The following is a 16,773-nucleotide window of genomic DNA, read 5'->3' as shown; positions in this document are numbered from 1 at the left end:
GTCACTCTCCGATCATGGCGGTGGTGTGGTTGCGTTCCAGCCGGACGTGCGCCCGCATGAGCTCGCCCGGGTTCGTCTGCGCGGCGAGCAGGGACAGCTCGCCGCAGAGCACGGTCGCGGCGCAGATGGCCGCGAGGCGGCGCGCGTTCTCGCCGGGTTCCCGGCCGGCCCGGCACCCGAGCCGGGTCATGTTCTCCTCGACGAAGCCGAGGCCCTTGCCGTTGCCGACCGTGCCGACGATCAGGTTGGGCAGGGTGCACGAGAAGTACAGGTCGCCGTCGCGGTCCTCGGCGACAGTCACGCCCTGCGAGCCCTCGACGATGTTGGCCGCGTCCTGCCCGGTCGCCAGGTAGAAGCCGAGCAGCATGTTGGCGTAGTGGGCGTTGGCCGAGCGGATGCCGCCGGCGAGCAGCGTGCCGATGAGGTTCTTGTGCACGTTGAGCTCGGCGATCGCGGCGGCCGTGGTGTGCAGTCGCTCGTGCACGATCTCCCGCGGCACCAGCAGCTCGGTCACCACGTTCTTGCCCCGGCCGAGGATGCCGTTGACCGCCGTGGCCTTCTTGTCGGTGCAGTAGTTGGCCGAGATCGATCCGTACGCGATGCCGGAGACGGTCTGCAGCAGATGGGTCAGCAGCGCGTCGGCCGCCAGCGTCGCCATGTTGTGCCCGGACGCGTCGCCGGTCGAGAACTCGAACCGCAGGAACAGCAGGTCGGCCGTGATTTCGTGGTGGAAGCCGAGCAGCTCCACGAACCGCCCGCACGTGCGCACGATGTCCCGCAGCTCGTCCATGCGGGCGCCGATCTCCAGCGCGGCCAGGTAGGCCGTCTGCGCGTCGGTGGCGCGCACGAACACCGAGCGGGTCATCCGCTCGTTGACCAGGGTCGCGACGATCCCGCGCTCGACCATCCGGGAGATGCGGGCGCCGCGGTTCACCGAGGGCCACAGCGGCGACTCGTACGTCGCCAGCGGCACCTCGGTCTCGCAGTGGGTGACGTTGCCGGAGATGCGCAGCGGCCCGACCCATTTCATCGGTACGCCGGCGGTCAGGCTGGCATCGGTCATCACAGATCTCCCATCGCTCTCGTGGCGTGCGACCGGGACCGGGTGGCGAGCCGGCCGGTCTCGATGTCGCGCTGGACGCAGAACGCGCCGAGGCCGCCCTGGACCAGCACGTCGCAGCGGGTCAGCTCGGCCGGGGTCCGGGAGCCGAGCGCGGTCATCAGTGCCGCGATCTGGTCCAGCCACGTCGAGATCAAGGCGACCAGCCCGGGTACGCCGGAATCGAGCACTGTCTTGAGGAACAGCCCCGAGGCACCGGCCGCGGCGGCGCCCAGGGCCAGCCCGCGTACGACGTCGAGCGGGTTGCGCACGCCGCCGGAGGCCAGCAGCGGCAGGCCGGCGTCGTGGCCGTCGAGCAGGCAGGCGGGTGCGGACTGGCCCCAGCCGAGCAGGTACGAGTAGTCGGCCCGGTCGCGCCGGTCGTTCTCTATGCGGGCGAAGTCGGTGCCGCCGTTGCCGCCGACGTCCGCGACCCGCACCCCCATGTCCCGTAGCCGCAGCACGGTCTCGCGGCTGAGCCCGAAGCCGACCTCCTTGACGATCACCGGCACCTCCACGCCGGCCACGATCTTCTCGATCGCCGGGCCCCAGGCGGAGAACGACCGGTCCCCCTCGGGCATCACGGTCTCCTGCACGGCGTTCAGGTGAATCTGCAGCGCATTGGCTTCCAGCAGGTCGATCGCCCGGCACGCCTTGTCGACGGTGGCGTTCGCGTTGACGTTGGCCATGATGAAGCCGTCCGGGTTCTCCTTGCGCATCACCCGGAACGTGTCTGCCGTGGACCCGTCGGCGAAGTAGGCGCTCATCGAGCCGGTCGCGATCGGCACGCCGGTCTCCCGGGCCGCGATCGCGAGGTCGCGGTTGATGAGTCCGGTCTTGACGCTGCCGCCGGTCATCGCGTTGATGTAGACCGGGACCGGCCACTCCATGCCGCCGAACCTGGTGGTCAGCGACACCTCGGACCGGTCGATGCCGGCCAGCGCGTGGTGCACGAACCGCACGTCGTCGAACTGGTTGTGCCCGACGAGGTGACGTTGCTGCTCGTGGGCGAATCGGACGTGGTCGTCTTTGCGGTTGGCGATCATTGCTCGCTCCCGTTCATCGGCTCGACACGGATCGGCAGGGGAAGCACCCCGGCGGCGGCCCATTCCTTCCGCAGCTGCGACACGTCGCCGTGCGCAGCGGCGTCCAGGAACGCGAGCCCGCAGTCGCCACCCCCGGCGCCGGACGGCTTCGCGGCGCCCCCGACCGCCTCGGCCGCCTCGCACAGCGCGGTCAACCGGGCGGTGAAGATGCCGAGCTGCACCTCCGCGTCCAGGTTCGCCAGCAGCAGCCTGGCCACACGTACCTGGTGCATCAGCTCCCGGCCCGCACCCCGTTCCAGGGCGCGCACCGCGGCGTGCACGCATGCGTCGCTGCGCGCCACGAAGGTGCGGTGTGAGGCACTGCCGGACCACTCCCCCGCACCCAGCCGGCCGGCCAGCGACCCGGTGCTGGCCGGTTCCCCGGTCCAGCCGACCGCCAGCTCGAGCCCGCGCGGCGGCGGCAGCCGGCGCACACCGAAGCCCGGCCAGGGGACGCGCAGCGCCACCGCGATGCCGCTGCGCTCCACGAGGTCCAGGACGGCGGCGCGATCCGGGGCCCGGTAGGCGATCCAGCCGCCCCAGACGCTCGCGGCGAGGTCACCGCCGGACGCACGGGTGCTGTGCCGGGCGGTCGCGACCAACGCCAGCCGGAAGCGTTCTTCCGGCGAGAGTGCGAGCCCGGCGTACGCGGCAACGGCGGACACCACGGCCACGGTGACCGCGCCGCTCGACCCGAGACCGATCTTGGTGCCGCCGCGGTGCAGGTCGCTCTCGATCGTGACGTGGATCGGGGGGCTGGGCAGGCCGCCAGCGGCGAGCAGTTCGTCGACGACGGCGATCGCGGACACCACGTGGCCCAGCCCGGCCGGCGCCTCGTCCCCGCGCCGCCACCGCACCTCGCCGGCGTACAGGTCGGACCGGATCACCACGTCGGCGCGGGCAAGCGGGGACCCGCCGGGCAGGCCCGACACCTCGGCGTGGACGTGCCGGTCGACCGCGATGAGCAGCGCCGGATGCCCGGGCTCCAGCACCGCGTATTCGCCGGCGATGAAAAGCTTGCCCGGCGCCGAGTGGCGTACGGCCCTGGGGCGAGGCTCGGTGCCCGGGACGGGCACGGCGCCGGACCAGGGGGCGGTCTCCCGGCGGCTCACCGCACGGCCTCCAGGCGCACTCCCGGCCCCCGATGAGCGGTGAGCACCCGGCACCCCGGCGCGGCGGCACGCATCTCGTCCGCGACCAGCGCGGCGTCCGTACGGGAACAGAGGATTTTGACGTTGGGCCCGGCGTCCATCGTGGCGTAGGCGGAGGTCCCGGCCGCGCGCAAGGCCAGGACGGCGTCGAGCACGGTCAGCGTGGCCGCGGACAGATAGCGCACCGCCGGCCGCGCGGCCAGCATCGTCGCGTGCATCCCGAGGGCGTTGCGCTCCGCGATCTCCCCCACCTGGTCCAGATCGGCGCGGGCCAGCGCGGTCCGCATCTCGGCCAGGTCGGCCCGGCCGGCGTCCGCCCAGGCGCGGTAGAGCGGCGACGTCTCGGTGGTGCGCCGCATGCCGGCCCGGCTGGAGACGGCCTTGGGGCCCGCGTTCAGCACCACGATCACCAGGGCGGGGTCGAAGTCCGGGGCGGCGATCGGCTCGGCGAACGACCCCAGGTCCGCCTCGGCGCCGCTGCCGCTGCCCGCGTGGCAGATCGCCCAGCCGCCGAAGATGGACCGGGCCGCCGACACGGAACCGCGCCGGGCCAGCCGCGACAGGGCGGCCGGGCCGGCGTCCAGGCCGAAGGCGGCCGCACCGGCCGCCGCCAGCGCGGCGAACCCGCTCGCCGACGAGGCCAGGCCCGCGCCGGTGGGCACCGTGTTGCGGGTGTCGACGACGGCGGCCTCCCGGCGGCCGGTCCGCGCGCGCAGCATGTCGAGGAAGACGAGCACGCGCTTCTCGATCTCGCCCTCGGCGGGCCGGCCGTCGAGCAGGACACGGTCCGGCTGCCCGGCGGGCGCCAGCCGGACGGTGGTGGTGGTCGGGAACACGTCGAGGGTCAGCGACAGGCTGTCGACGGCCGGGATCATCCACTCCTCGTCGCGCTTGCCCCAGTATTTGATCAACGCGATGTTGGGGTGGGCGACCGCGGTCGCGGCGTCAGTCGTCATGGCCCGCGGCCCTCGTCATCGGCACGACCCAGGTGGTGACGGCGCCGGCCGCGCGCAGGGCCCGGCCGACGGCTGCGGCCCCGGCGGCGTCGGCGGCGAGCGCGATCAGGCAGCCGCCCAGCCCGCCGCCGGTGATCTTGGCGCCCAGGGCCCCGGCGGCGAGGGCGGCCTCGACCAGCGCGTCGATCCGGGCGGTGCTGATGCCGATCTCGCGCAGCAGCCGGTGATTCTCGGTCAGCCGGCTGCCGAAGCCGGCCAGGTCGCCGTGGACGAGCTCGTGCACGGCCGCGGTCATCAGGTCCGTCACGCCGGTCACGAAGTCCTCACGCAACGCCGGTTCGTGGTCGAACCGGCCGGCCAACAGCTCCACGGCGGCCTTGGTGCTGCCGCCGATGCCGCTGTCCGCGATGACGAAGGCCGCGTCCGGATGCTCGGCCGCGCCCTCCGGCAACTCCTGGGCGGTGCCGGACCGGAACATCAGAGCTCCGGTGGCGCCGGTGGCCACGGCGTCGATGCCGCTCGCCCGCCCGTGGGCAACCATCTCCGAGGACTGCACGAGGTCGTACACGTCGGAGGGACGGATGCGGTGACCGCAGGCGTCCGCGAGCGCGAGCGCCGCCGCCCGGGCGCACGCGGCGCTGGAGCCCAGGCCGCGGCCCTGCGGGATGGAGGACTCGATGACGACCTCGGTGTGCAGCGGGCCGGGCAGCCCGGCCAGCTTCTCGAACTCCGTCACCAGGTGCCGCAGCCCGTCGGTGGCCAGCGGGGTCACCGCGGCCGAGCCCGGTCCCACCATCGCGAACGTGATCCGGCCGGAGTCCGCGCCGGTGCCGGGCCGGCGGGTCGCCGTGGCGGTCGCGGTCAGCTGCGGGATCGGGACGACCAGGGCCGGGGCGCCGTACACGACGGCATGCTCGCCGAGCAGGATGGCCTTGCCGTGGGCGCGGCCGACGCCGGGGTTCGCCGGCGAGTTGCCACGACCGGCGGCTGGGAGCAGGTCAGCGGGTTGCATCACGAGTCCCGCCGCTCGCCGCGCCGGCCACTTCGACATTCGGGCATCTCGTATCCTCGCAATCACGGGCGCGGGCACCGTTTCGGGCAGGGCGGGCCGGCGGTTCCGGGACGGTCCGGTGCGGAACCGCCGAGGCCATGAGCGGATCGGCGGCGATGGCACCGGCCACGTGGACGCCGCCCATGTCAGGCCGTGGCCGCGCTCTTGAGGTCGGCCGCTCGCTCGGTGCTCTCCCAGCGCAGCTCCGGCAGCTCACGGCCGAAATGCCCGTACGCGGCGGTCTGCTGGTAGATCGGCCGCAGCAGGTCCAGGTCCCGGATGATGGCGGCCGGACGCAGGTCGAAGACCTCGCCCACCGCCCTTGCGATCCGCGCCACGGGCACGTTCTCGGTGCCGAACGTCTCGATGAACAGCGACACCGGATTGGCCTTGCCGATCGCGTACGCGACCTGAGCCTCGCAGCGCTCGGCCAGCCCCGCGGCGACGACGTTCTTGGCAACCCAGCGCATCGCGTACGCGGCCGACCGGTCCACCTTCGACGGGTCCTTACCGGAGAACGCACCGCCGCCGTGGCGCGCGTACCCGCCGTACGTGTCCACGATGATCTTGCGCCCCGTCAGGCCCGCGTCGCCCATCGGGCCGCCGATCTCGAAGCGCCCCGTCGGGTTCACCAGCAGCCGGTAGCCGTCGGTCGCCAGCCCCAGCCCGGCCAGCTCGGGACCCACGACGTGCTCCCGGATGTCCGGGGTCAGCAGCGACTCCAGCGAGATGCCGGGCGCGTGCTGGCTCGACACGACAACAGTGTCGAGACGCACCGGCCGCAGGCCGTCGTACTCGACGGTGACCTGGGTCTTGCCGTCCGGGCGCAGGTAGGGAACCGTCCCGTCCTTGCGCACCGCCGACAGGCGCCGCGCGAGGCGGTGGGCCAGGGCGATCGGCAACGGCATCAGCTCGGGCGTCTCGGAGCAGGCGAAGCCGAACATCATGCCCTGGTCGCCGGCGCCCTGCGCGTCGAGCACCTGCTCGCTGTCGCCGGAACGCAGCTCGATCGCGGTGTCCACGCCCTGGGCGATGTCGGGCGACTGTGCGCCGATCGACACGCTCACCCCGCAGCTCGCGCCGTCGAAGCCCTTCGCCGACGAGTCGTAGCCGATGCCCAGGATCGTCTCGCGCACGATGGCGGGGATGTCGGCGTACGCCTGGGTCGTGACCTCGCCGGCCAGGTGCACCTGGCCGGTCGTGATCAGGGTCTCGACCGCAACCCGGCTGCGCGGGTCCCGGGCCAGCAGCGCGTCGAGGACACCGTCGCTGATCTGGTCGGCGATCTTGTCCGGGTGGCCCTCGGTGACCGACTCGGAGGTGAACAGGCGGGAGGTCATCGGCTACTCCAGGTGCGGGCGGGGGTGAGGATCTCGGCGAGCTGTGCGGCCAGGTCGATCGCCTGGCTGCCGTTGAGCCGCGGGTCGCACGCCGATTCGTATCGGCGGGGCAGGTCGTCGAAGGTCAGCCCGATGCTGCCGCCGACGCACTCGGTGACGTCGTCGCCGGTCAGCTCCACGTGCAGGCCGCCGGCGTGGGTACCGAGCGCGGCGTGCACCGCGAAGAAGCCGGCGACCTCGGCCACGATGTCGTCGAAGCGACGGGTCTTGTGCCGGCTGGGCGCCTCGATGGTGTTGCCGTGCATCGGATCGCACACCCACACCACGGGTGCGCCGGACGCGGTGACCTTCTCCACGAGTTCGGGCAGCAGGTCTCGTACGCGCTCGGCGCCCATCCGCACGACGAACGTCAACCGGCCGGGCCGGTGGCCGGGGTTGAGCCGGTCGATCAGCGCGAGCGCCTGCTCGGGCGTGGTGGCCGGGCCCAGTTTCACCGCGATCGGGTTCGCGACGGTCGCGAACCAGGCGACGTGGGCACCGTCGAGCTGCCGGGTGCGGTCGCCGATCCACAGCAGGTGGCCGCTTCCCGCGTAGCGCCGGCCGGTCTCCGGGTCACGGCGGGTCAACGCGTCCTCGTAGTCGAGCAGCAGTCCCTCGTGGCTGGTGAAGACGCCGGGCGCGAAGGCACGCATGAGCGCCAGCGTGTCCCGCGACGCCTGGTAGGCGCGGTGCAGCCGCTCCGGGTCCGGCCGCCGCTCGGCGTCGCTGAAGCCGAGCCCGTTGACCGCGTCGCCGCGGTACACCGGTAGTTCGCGCCCGTCGCGGGCCTCGGTCGGGTGGGACCGGGGCTTGGCGTACTGCCCGGCCATCCGCCCCACCGTGACCACGGGCAGCGCCGACGCGCCGGTGAGGGCCGCGGCCATCTGCCTCAAGACGCGCAGCTTGCCGTGCACCGCCGGGGCCGTGGCGCCGGCGAAGAGCTCGGCGCAGTCGCCGCCCTGCAGGAGGAAGGACTCGCCTTCGGCCACCTGGGCCAGCCGTTCCGTGAGGGTGTCGCATTCGCGCGGGGTCACCAGCGCCGGGGCACCCGCCAGGCGGGCCACCACCGCGCCGACCTCCGCCGGGTCGGGCCATTCCGGCCGCTGGTGGGCGACGAGGGTGCGCCAGTCCGGGCCGGCCTCGCCGGCTGCCGGGGCGGCGTTGTGCTGCTCTTCAGCAGTGTCGTTGCTCATCTGACCCACCGTTGCTCCGCTCGCCGCCGGCCTCAGCCGGCCCGGTGGACGGGGACGGTCTCGACGAGGTCCGGGCTGATGCCCAGGTCGCCGAGGAGCAGTTGCAGCGGCCCGGTGTCGCGCGCCGGGGCGGGCCGGGTCGCGGCCCAGTCGCGCAGCTGGTCGGCGCCGATCTCGAAGCCCCCCTGGGCCGCCACCGCCACCCACGAGTCCAGGTCGGCGGCGCGGAACGCAGCCAGGCCGCTGACCAGCGCGTCGCGGAACATCTCCTGCTGGGCCGGGTCCAGGCTGCGGTAGAGCGAGCCGCACAGCTCCCGGAAGACCACCGCGTGCCCGCTCTCGTCGCGCCGGTGCAGGTCGGTGGTGATCCGATTCATCGGCTGGATGGTGCGGGCGGTGGACAGCGTCGAGAGGAACCCGCTGATCGTCGTCTCGGCGGCCAGCGAGAACGCGATGTCGACGATGTCGCGGTCGAAGCCGGACAGCCCGGCGCGAGCCGCGCTCCGCCCCCGGACCACCGACCAGATGTCCGGCGCGAACCGCACGTCGCCCAGGTCGCGGCGGCGGCGGGTGACGCCGACGGCGTTGTGGCACATCAGGATGTGGTAGTGCTCGTCGATGATGGTCTGGTGCAGGGCCGCCACGGCGATGTCGTCGCGGCGCACGGGGATCCGCTCCTGGAGCATCAGCCGGCAGGCGGGCAGGATGATCTCGTCCTCGATGGCCGCGGTCTTGGCGTTGTAGGCGATCCAGGCCGCGGAGAGGATCCGGTCGCGGGCGTCCCGGTCGAGCCGGTCGGCCCCCGGCAGGCTCAGCACCGGCACGAGGTGCTCGGGGAAGTCGGGCAACCGCTCGTCGAAGTGCCCGTCCAGGTCGAGCTCGTCCTTCTTGACGGCCACCTTCCTGCCCCAGCGGCGGGTCAGTTGCAGCAGCAGGTCGCGCTCGTACTCGGGCTCGTCACGGTCCGCGGTATCGGTCATCGGGAGGCCTCCTTCAGGGGTGCGACGCGGGGATCAGGGCGGCGCCGGCGGGCACGGCCAGCGCTTCGAGCCGGGACTGCCAGCGGTCGGCCGCCACCGCGTCGGCGTCCGCGAACCGGCCCAAGCCCTCGGCCACCGGCCGGATGCCGTGCAGGGCGTTCAGCGTCCAGACGCTCACCCCGGCGAGGTCCTCGACGGTGGCGCGCTCGGTGACCACGGGATGCCCGGCCGCGGCCGCGATCTCGCTGACCAACGCGCGGGTGACCCCGGGCAACAGCCCGGGGCCGGGCGGCGGGCCGCACAGCGTGTCGCCGCGCCACCAGACGATGCTCGTGGTCGCCCCCTCCAGCACGTGGCCCTCCGGCGAGAGCAGCAGCGCCTCGTCGGCCCCGGCGGCGGCCGCGGCGCCACGCAGCATGGCCAGGTGGTCGAGGTCGGGGCCCTTGACGGCGGGCAGCCGGCGCCGGTCGGGACCGGTAGCGGTCCACACGCGCAGCACCTCGGTGCGCTGCGGCGCCGGGCGCAGCCACATCCGCAACCGGGTCGACGAGCCGAGGGCGACGAGCTCCACGCGCGGGAACCAGCGCCCCCGGGCGGGCAGCGCCCCGGCGACCGCCCGCATGAAGCGGCCCGTCTCCTCCCGGCCCGGCCCGGCCAGCCGCTCGCAGGCCGCGCCGAACCGCTCGGCGTGCCGGCCGAGGCCCCGCACCCGGCCCTCGTCCGTGAGCCAGGAGTCGATGACTCGCACCGTCCCCGCGGCGTCGGCCGCGGGCGACCACCCCGCCTCGGCGTCCCACCAGCAGCGGGCCCACGGCCCGGTCACGACGCTCATCGCGGGGCGCCGCCCGCGTCGGACACGGCCGGGGCCCGCCAGGCGCGCAGCGACGCGGCGGCCTTGAGCAGCATCTCCTCGTACTCCTCCTGGGCGTCGGAGTCGAGCACGATGGCACCCCCGGCGCCGATGGAGAGCCGGTCGCCGACCCGGACCGCGGTGCGGATCACGATGTTGAGGTCGGTGCCGCCGGAGAGGCCGAAGTAGCCGAGGGCGCCGGAGTACACGCCCCGGGCCTCGGTCTCCAGCCGGTCGATGATCTCCATGGTGCGGCGCTTGGGTGCCCCGGTCATCGAGCCGCCGGGAAAGCACTGCCGGACGCAGTCCATCGCGCTGACGTCGCCGGCGAGCCGGCCGTGGATCGTGGAGACCAGCTGGTGCACGGTCTGGTAGCTCTCGACCGCCAGGTACGGGTCGACGTCGATGCTGCCCACCTCGCAGACCTGACCCAGGTCGTTGCGCAGCAGGTCGACGATCATCAGGTTCTCCGCCTGCGTCTTGGCGCTCGACCTCAGCGTGGCGGCGATCTCGGCGTCGCGCACCGGGTCGTCGTCGCGGGGGGCGGTGCCCTTGATCGGCTTGCTGGTCACCGTGCGGTCCCGCTCGATGCGCAGGAACCGCTCCGGCGAGGAGCTGAACACCGTGACATCGCCCAGGCGCAGCAGGGCCGCGTACGGGGCCGGGTTCGCGCGGCGCAGCCGCCGGTAGAACGCGGTGTCCTCGTCGTGGAACGGCAGGTGCAACTTGTCGGTCAGGCAGATCTCGTAGCTCTCGCCCCGCCGCAGCTGCCGCTGGCACTCGGCGATGTCGGCCAGGTACTGGTCGCGGTCCCGGACCAGAAGTTTCTCGGCGTCCGGGGCCGGACCGGCGGCCGATTCGCCGGGCGGCACGTGGTCGGCCGGGTGCAGGCCCACCAGCCGCGACGCCGTCCGGTCCAGCCACTCCTGCGCGGCGGGCCGGTGCTGCCCGTCGGCGATGGCCACCAGGTAGGTCAGCCCCTCCCGGTGGTCGATCGCCACGACGCGGTCGGCGAACATCCAGGCGGCGTCCGGCGTTTCCGCCTCGTGCGCGGCCGTGGCCCCGCACTCGGACTTGAGCTCGTAGCCGAAGTAGCCGACGTAGCCGCCGGTGAGGTCGAACGGCAGGGTCACGTCGGGGATGCGTCGCTCGCGCAGGCGCTGCTCCAGGACGTCGAAGACACTGCCTTCCTCGGTACGAACCCCGCGGGCGTCGCGCACCGACACCACGCCGCTGCCCGTGCGGTAGGTGAGCACCTCGCTGAGCGGGCCGGAGGTGTCGCCGAGGAACGAGAACCGGGACAGGCCCTCCTCCACCCGGCTGCTGTCGAGCCAGAAGCTGTACGGGTTGCCGTCGAACAACTCGAGGAAGATGGCCTCGGCGTCGGCGGCCGTCGGCACCACCGCGCTCAGAACTTCGAGCTGCGGCGCGGGGACGGGCGCAGTGGCCGGCCCGGGACCGGTGACCGTCACGGACGGGCGCGGCGCGGGTTGCGTACGACGGGTCAGGTCGGCGAAGTTCTGCATAATCTGCCGGCCGTAGCGGGACGCGACCGACTCAGGGTGGAACTGCACGCCCCACTGCGGGCGGTCGCGGTGGCGCAGCGCCATGACGACGCCGTCGTCCGCCCACGCGGTCGCGACGAGCTCGTCCGGCAGCGGCTCCGGCACGCACAGCGAGTGGTAGCGGACCGCGACGAACTCGTCCGGCACCCCGGCGAACAGCGGGTCCCCGTGGTGGGTGATCCTGGCCAGATGCCCGTGCCTCGGCTCGGGCGCGGCGACCACCGGCGCGCCGGCCAGGTGGGCGATCATCTGGTGACCGAGGCAGACCCCGAGCACCGGCAGCGTGGACCGGCGCAGCAGGTCACCGGTCAGGCCGATGTCGCGTGGATTCTGCGGACGTCCCGGGCCGGGCGACACGACGATGTTGTCGAACTCCTCCAGCCGCAGGCCGCTCAGGTCCGGGTCGTCGTTGACCAGCACGACCGGCTCCGCGCCGTTCACGCCGGCGATCAACTGGTACAGGTTGTAGGTGTAAGAGTCGTAGTTGTCCAGCAGCAGGGTTCGCATCAGGCGCCGCCGGGCAGGGTCTTGGCCAAGGCGCGGAGGTCGTCCGGTGCCAGAGTGACGCCGAAGAGTTCAGCGGGCGCGGCCAGCAGCGCGTCCTCGTCGAGCTCGCGCACGACCGGCGGCCGTCCGGGCCGCAACTCGGTGAGCGTGCTGCCGATGAGGACGTGCCGCAGCTCGGGCCGGGTGCGCTGCAGGATGATCTTCTTGTTGAACGGCGAGCGCTCGTCGGTGCGGCACCAGTGGTTGAGCACCTCGAAGTCCGCGGGATAGCGCCGGTCCTCGGTGAAGCCGTAGACATCCGCCGGGCCGTCGGGGCGCAGCAGGCGCAGCACCCATTCCCCGGCTGGCTCGCGTACGACGTCGAAGGACCAGTTGCCGTCCACCCGGGCGCCCTCGGCGATCCGGATCGGCTCGGACAGTCCGAAACCGCCGAACGACACGTCGAACAGCCACGGTACGCCGTCCAGCTCGACGCGGAGCGCTATGTGCACCGCGGGGCCGAACTTGTTGCCGGTGCGGATCCGCGACCGGGTCGCGAGCGCCGTGAAGGTGTAGCCGATCCGGTCCAGCACCGCCGCGATCAGCACGACGTGTTCCAGGCACCAGCCGCCCCGGGCCTGCCGCACCAGCTTGTCCTGCACACTGTCCAGGTCCACCGGCACCGCCCGGTCGAGGATCGCGTCGAGGTTGTCGAAGGCGATCGCGTCGACGTGCGCCGTGTGCAGGGCGCGCAGCGTGGCGAGATCCGGGGCCACGTCGCCCCGGAGACCCACGCGGGCCAGGTAGGCGTCCAGGTCGACGTCGTCGCCCCGCCACATCGAACTCGTCACTCGGTTCCCCTCCTGTGATGGCGTCATGTGAAGATCCCGGCGACCGCGGCGGCGAGCACGAGCCAGCCGAAGGAGACGTTGGCCTTGAAGGTGTCCCAGCAGGACTGCGGATCGTCCAGGTCGACGCGGACGATCTGGTAGCCGAGCAGCAGTCCCGCCGCCACGGTGAGCGGGAAGAAGGCCCAGCCGGTCGGCGCCTGGGCACCGGCCCACAACGCGCTGCCGACGCTCAGGGCGAGGAAGACCAGCAGCCACGCCTTGCTGGCGGCGCCGAAGATCAGGGCCGAGGACTTGACCCCGATGCTGCGGTCGTACTCCTTGTCCTGGTGGGAGTAGATGGTGTCGTGGATCAAGGTCCAGAAGAAGCCGCACGCGTACAGGCCCAGCGCCGTCGCGGACACCTCCAGCCGGCCGGTCACAGCCGTCCAGCCCGCCAGCGCGTACACGTTGATGACCAGCGCCAGGAACGCCGAGGGCCAGAAGAAGATCCGCTTCATGTACGGATACGCGACGAGGAGGGGGAACGAGGCGCCGACGATGACGGCCGTCGCGACGTTCACCGGCAGCAGGACCAGCAGGGCGAGCAGTGCCTGGGCAGCGGCGAACAGCAGGGCGTTGCGGATGCTGACCTTGCCCGCCGCGACCGGGCGGGAGGCCGTCCGGGCGACCTGCGCGTCGATGTCGCGGTCGATGACATCGTTGAACGCGCAGGCGGCGCCGCGCACCAGGACGGCCGCGACCGCGAGGCAGAGCATCGCCACCAGGTCCGGCCGGCGCCCGGACGCGAGCGCGAAGCTCCACCATCCCGGAAGCAGGTAGAGGATGACGCCGGTGGGCTTGTGCAGCCGCGCCAGCAGGAGATAGTCGCGGACCGAGTCGGGGCTGCCCTTGACGATGCGCTCAGAGATCTGCTGCAGCATGGTGATCGATCACCACGTCACCGGCAGCGCGATCAGCCCGCCGACCAGCGTGTCGTGGCGCAGCCCGAGCTCTTGCACATCGACGGCCAGCCGCATCTCCGGGAAGCGTTTGACGAGCCGGACCAGCGACGCCTGCAGCACCATGCGGGCCAGCGGCGCGCCGACGCAGTAGTGAGCGCCGTGGCCGAACGTGAGGCTGCCGCCGTCGCGTCGGTGGACGTCGACCCGGTCGGCGTCGGGGAACGCCAGCTCGTCGTGGTTCGCCGCGACGATGTTGAGCAGCACGAGGTCGCCGGCCCGGATGGTGACGCCCCCGACCTCGAAATCGGTCAGCGCGAAGCGCGGCATGCCGCCGTTGTGCGGATTGGGTATCGACAGCCGCAGGAGCTCCTCGACCGCGCCCGCGATGACGCCCGGGTCGTCGAGCACGGCCTGCCACTGATCGCGGTTGGTGAGCAGCAGCAGGACACCGGTGCCGATCCGGGCCACTGTGGTCTCGTAGCCGCCGAACAGCAGCAGCGCGGTGAGGGCCACGATCTCCATGTCCGTGAGCCCCTCCGCCGCACACAGCCGGGAGATCACGTCGTCGGCCGGCGCCTCCCGCTTCTGCGCCACGAGCTGCCGGCAGTAGGCGAACAGCTGGCCCATCCCCTGCTGAGACCGGGCCGGGTCACCCACGCTGGCCGCGTCCTGCGTCCAGACGCTGAATTTGTTCTTGTCCTCGGGAGGCACGCCCAGCCACTCACACATCACCAGGATCGGCAGCGACAGGGCCAGTTCCACGCGCAGGTCCACCGGCGGCGTCTTGCCCGCCAGCTCGTCCAGCAGCTCCTCGGTCAGCTCCTCGACCGACGAGCGCACCTTGGCCATGAGCTCGGGGGCGAAGTGCGGCTCCAGCAAGGACCGCAGCCGGGCGTGGTCCGTGGCCAGGTCGCCGAGCAGGTTGTCCAGGAACGCGGACCCGCTGTCCTTGACCGCGCCCGGATTCGGGTTGGAGCGGCTGAGCCGGGGGTCGTCGAGCAGCTGCCGCACCTCGGCGTAACCGGTGACCAGCCAGGCCTCGACGCCCTCGGGCGTACGGACCCGGTGGACCGCGCCCTCGGACTGCAGCGTGCGCAGCAGCGGCGCGACTTCCAGCAGATGTGCTTGCTCGAACGGCAATTGAGCTACGGCGCCCATGGACGGCCTCCCTTGTCGTGGTGTGCCGGGACGGTGGCGCGGGTGCCCTGTCCGGCGGGCACCCGCGCCCCTCGGGTCAGCGCACCTTTTCGGCGACGATGACGATGTAGTTGAGCTCGTTGCTGCGGTGCGCGTCGAGGAACGGCTGCTCCACGCCGGTGGCCAGCTTGGAGTGCTGCCGCAGGTCCCAGTACGGGATGGCCTCACGGGTGTAGTCGTGCACCTGCACCGGCACGAGGCCGTGCTTGGCGAGGTACTTGAAGTGGTCGCTGCGCTTCGGGATCTTGCAGTCGTAGTGCTTGTCGATCGCCTTCACCGACGCGCTGTCGGCGTTGACGATGTCGTTGGCCGGCCAGTCGACACACACGTAACGGCCGCCCGGGCGCAGCAGCCGGGAGAACTCGGCGTAGGCGTCGTCGAGGTCGACGTACATGGTGGTCTCGTTGGTGTAGACCGCGTCGAACGAGCCGGCTGGCAGGCCGGTGTCGCACATGTTGGCGAACTTGAACGTGACCTTGTCGTCGACGCCGAACTTGTCCTTGGCGAGGCGCTCGGCGGTCTCGATGTGGTGGGCGCAGAAGTTGATCCCGACCACCTCGCAGTTGAACTTGCGGTTGACGAGGAAGGCCGTGCCGCCGCGGCCCGAACCGCCGTCCAGCACCCGCGATTCGGGCGTGAGGTCACCCAGTCCGTCGAGGATCAGGTCGACCTGCTCCTGCTCCAACCGGCCCATCTCGGCGAGAATCGCGGCGTCCCGCTCGGGCTCGGGCAGCTCCAGCACCGAGTGGTCGTAGTCGCTGACCGAGTAGTGGTGGTGGTAGAGGCCGTCCTCCTCGCCCAGGAGCAGGTTGATCGGATCCTGCTTCTTGGTCTCGTAGTGGGCCTGCGCCCGGCGCTCGAACTCGCTGCGGATGACGGAGGAAGCCGGGTTTTCCTGGGTGGTGGTCATGGTGGTGCGCTCCAATCCAGAGGCCGCCCCCGACGGGCGGCGCAGGTCATGCCGTGCGGTTGACGATGCGGTCGAACAAGGTGGTCAGTTCGTCGGTCGCGGCCTCGGCGAGGTGCGCTCGCGCGAGGTTCTCCACGGCCCGGGCCAGATGGTCCTGCGCGAGCTGGGTGGCCGTGCGGCGGCCGCCGGCCTCCTCGATGAGGTCGGCCATCGCTTGCAGGTGCGCATCCGTGGTGTCGTCGGCCTGCCACAGCCGGGCCAGCGCGCGGCCGGCCGCGCAGTCGGCGGACAGCGCGAGCACCACGGGGAAAGTCAGGTTGCGGCGCTTGATGTCGCCCCGGTCGCCCTTGCCGGTGACGGCGGTGTCGCCCCAGATGTCCTCGACGTCGTTGGACATCTGCAGGCCGGCGCCCAGGTGCCGGCCTGCGGCGCGCAGGGCGGCCAGCACCTCCTCCGGCTCGCCGGCCTGCACGGCCGGGGTCGTCAGGGACCACTCCAGCAGGGCCGAGGCCTTGCCGGCGACGATCCGGTCGTACTCCGCGGTGGTCGCGCCCGGACCGGGCCGGAACACGATCTCGCGGGCCTGGCCGTCGTGCACCCGGCCGATGGCCTCGGCGAACGCGCGGCTGACGGGTTCGCGGCCCGCGCCCGTGTCGGTCATCACCATGCGCAGGGCGAGGTTCTCCAGCGCGTTCCCGGCCAGGATGGCCAGGCCCGTACCGAACACCCGCCAGGCGGCGGGGCGGCCGCGGCGCAGGTCGTCGCCGTCGATGATGTCGTCGTGGATGAGCGTCGAGTTGTGGAACAGTTCCAGCGCCGCCGCCTGGGACAGCACGTCCTCCGGGGCCAGGCCGACGCCCTGCGCCGCCGCCGTGATGAGGCTGGTGCGGGTCAGCTTGCCGTCCCCGCCGGTGCTCGGGGCGCCCTGCTCGTCGGCGAATCCTAGGTGGTAAAGGCCGATCCGGGCCAGAGTGGGCTCCAACTCGGAAACCCGCTGCCGCATAACGGGCACCACCGAGGATCGCACTTCCCGCTGCGACGCACCGGCCCGGAGCCTGTTTGACGAGGTTACGTGGGTG

Annotated in this window: 15 protein-coding genes; all 15 read right to left on the bottom strand. The window is 72.5% G+C overall.

Annotated features, from left to right (window positions below):
* Position 1 precedes the first annotated feature (1 nt).
* Positions 2 to 1,063, bottom strand: coding sequence for a hydroxymethylglutaryl-CoA reductase (locus tag RBH18_RS08385; RefSeq protein ID WP_306205425.1), 1,062 nt, complete (start codon positions 1,061 to 1,063; stop codon positions 2 to 4).
* Positions 1,063 to 2,145 (bottom strand): type 2 isopentenyl-diphosphate Delta-isomerase, encoded by a 1,083-nt coding sequence (fni, locus tag RBH18_RS08380; RefSeq protein WP_306205423.1) that lies wholly within the window; start codon positions 2,143 to 2,145, stop codon positions 1,063 to 1,065. Before fni ends, RBH18_RS08385 begins: the two co-directional genes overlap by 1 nt.
* On the bottom strand, positions 2,142 to 3,296 hold the full coding sequence (locus RBH18_RS08375; RefSeq protein ID WP_306205421.1) for a phosphomevalonate kinase: 1,155 nt from the start codon (positions 3,294 to 3,296) through the stop codon (positions 2,142 to 2,144). The genes fni and RBH18_RS08375 overlap by 4 nt, the downstream gene beginning before the upstream one ends.
* Positions 3,293 to 4,291, bottom strand: coding sequence for a diphosphomevalonate decarboxylase (gene mvaD / locus RBH18_RS08370; RefSeq protein WP_306205418.1), 999 nt, complete (start codon positions 4,289 to 4,291; stop codon positions 3,293 to 3,295). The genes RBH18_RS08375 and mvaD overlap by 4 nt, the downstream gene beginning before the upstream one ends.
* The gene (mvk, locus tag RBH18_RS08365; protein ID WP_306205416.1) at positions 4,281 to 5,303 is read right to left on the bottom strand and encodes a mevalonate kinase; all 1,023 of its coding nucleotides are present in this window, start codon (positions 5,301 to 5,303) and stop codon (positions 4,281 to 4,283) included. Before mvk ends, mvaD begins: the two co-directional genes overlap by 11 nt.
* A gap of 185 nt (positions 5,304 to 5,488) precedes the next feature.
* Entirely contained in the window at positions 5,489 to 6,682 is a 1,194-nt protein-coding gene (metK, locus tag RBH18_RS08360) for a methionine adenosyltransferase (protein WP_306205414.1), read from the bottom strand.
* Positions 6,679 to 7,914, bottom strand: coding sequence for a 3-deoxy-7-phosphoheptulonate synthase class II (locus tag RBH18_RS08355; RefSeq protein ID WP_306205412.1), 1,236 nt, complete (start codon positions 7,912 to 7,914; stop codon positions 6,679 to 6,681). Before RBH18_RS08355 ends, metK begins: the two co-directional genes overlap by 4 nt.
* A 32-nt stretch (positions 7,915 to 7,946) precedes the next feature.
* A complete protein-coding gene (locus tag RBH18_RS08350) occupies positions 7,947 to 8,894 on the bottom strand; it encodes a diiron oxygenase (protein WP_306205410.1) in 948 nt (315 codons plus the stop codon).
* A gap of 13 nt (positions 8,895 to 8,907) precedes the next feature.
* Entirely contained in the window at positions 8,908 to 9,726 is an 819-nt protein-coding gene (locus RBH18_RS08345) for an aminotransferase class IV (RefSeq protein WP_306205408.1), read from the bottom strand.
* On the bottom strand, positions 9,723 to 11,819 hold the full coding sequence (gene pabB / locus RBH18_RS08340; protein WP_372338887.1) for an aminodeoxychorismate synthase component I: 2,097 nt from the start codon (positions 11,817 to 11,819) through the stop codon (positions 9,723 to 9,725). The genes RBH18_RS08345 and pabB overlap by 4 nt, the downstream gene beginning before the upstream one ends.
* The gene (locus tag RBH18_RS08335) at positions 11,816 to 12,646 is read right to left on the bottom strand and encodes an arylamine N-acetyltransferase family protein (RefSeq protein WP_306205404.1); all 831 of its coding nucleotides are present in this window, start codon (positions 12,644 to 12,646) and stop codon (positions 11,816 to 11,818) included. The genes pabB and RBH18_RS08335 overlap by 4 nt, the downstream gene beginning before the upstream one ends.
* Before the next feature lie 23 nt (positions 12,647 to 12,669).
* Positions 12,670 to 13,566 (bottom strand): UbiA family prenyltransferase, encoded by an 897-nt coding sequence (locus RBH18_RS08330; protein WP_306205402.1) that lies wholly within the window; start codon positions 13,564 to 13,566, stop codon positions 12,670 to 12,672.
* 9 nt (positions 13,567 to 13,575) lie between these two features.
* Positions 13,576 to 14,745, bottom strand: a complete 1,170-nt coding sequence (locus tag RBH18_RS08325) for a cytochrome P450 (protein WP_306205400.1) — start codon at positions 14,743 to 14,745, stop codon at positions 13,576 to 13,578.
* A 76-nt stretch (positions 14,746 to 14,821) separates the two neighbouring features.
* Positions 14,822 to 15,694, bottom strand: a complete 873-nt coding sequence (locus RBH18_RS08320; protein WP_306205398.1) for an SAM-dependent methyltransferase — start codon at positions 15,692 to 15,694, stop codon at positions 14,822 to 14,824.
* A 46-nt stretch (positions 15,695 to 15,740) separates the two neighbouring features.
* Positions 15,741 to 16,697 carry a polyprenyl synthetase family protein gene (locus tag RBH18_RS08315; protein WP_306205396.1) on the bottom strand — a complete coding sequence of 319 codons (957 nt, stop codon included), beginning with the start codon at positions 16,695 to 16,697 and terminating at the stop codon, positions 15,741 to 15,743.
* Between the last annotated feature and the right edge of the window lie 76 nt (positions 16,698 to 16,773).

Source organism: Actinoplanes oryzae (genome assembly GCF_030757795.1).
Taxonomy (GTDB): Bacteria; Actinomycetota; Actinomycetes; order Mycobacteriales; family Micromonosporaceae; genus Actinoplanes.
The sequence above is the reverse complement of the archived record's forward strand: the minus strand, read 5'-3'. Positions and strand labels throughout refer to the sequence as shown.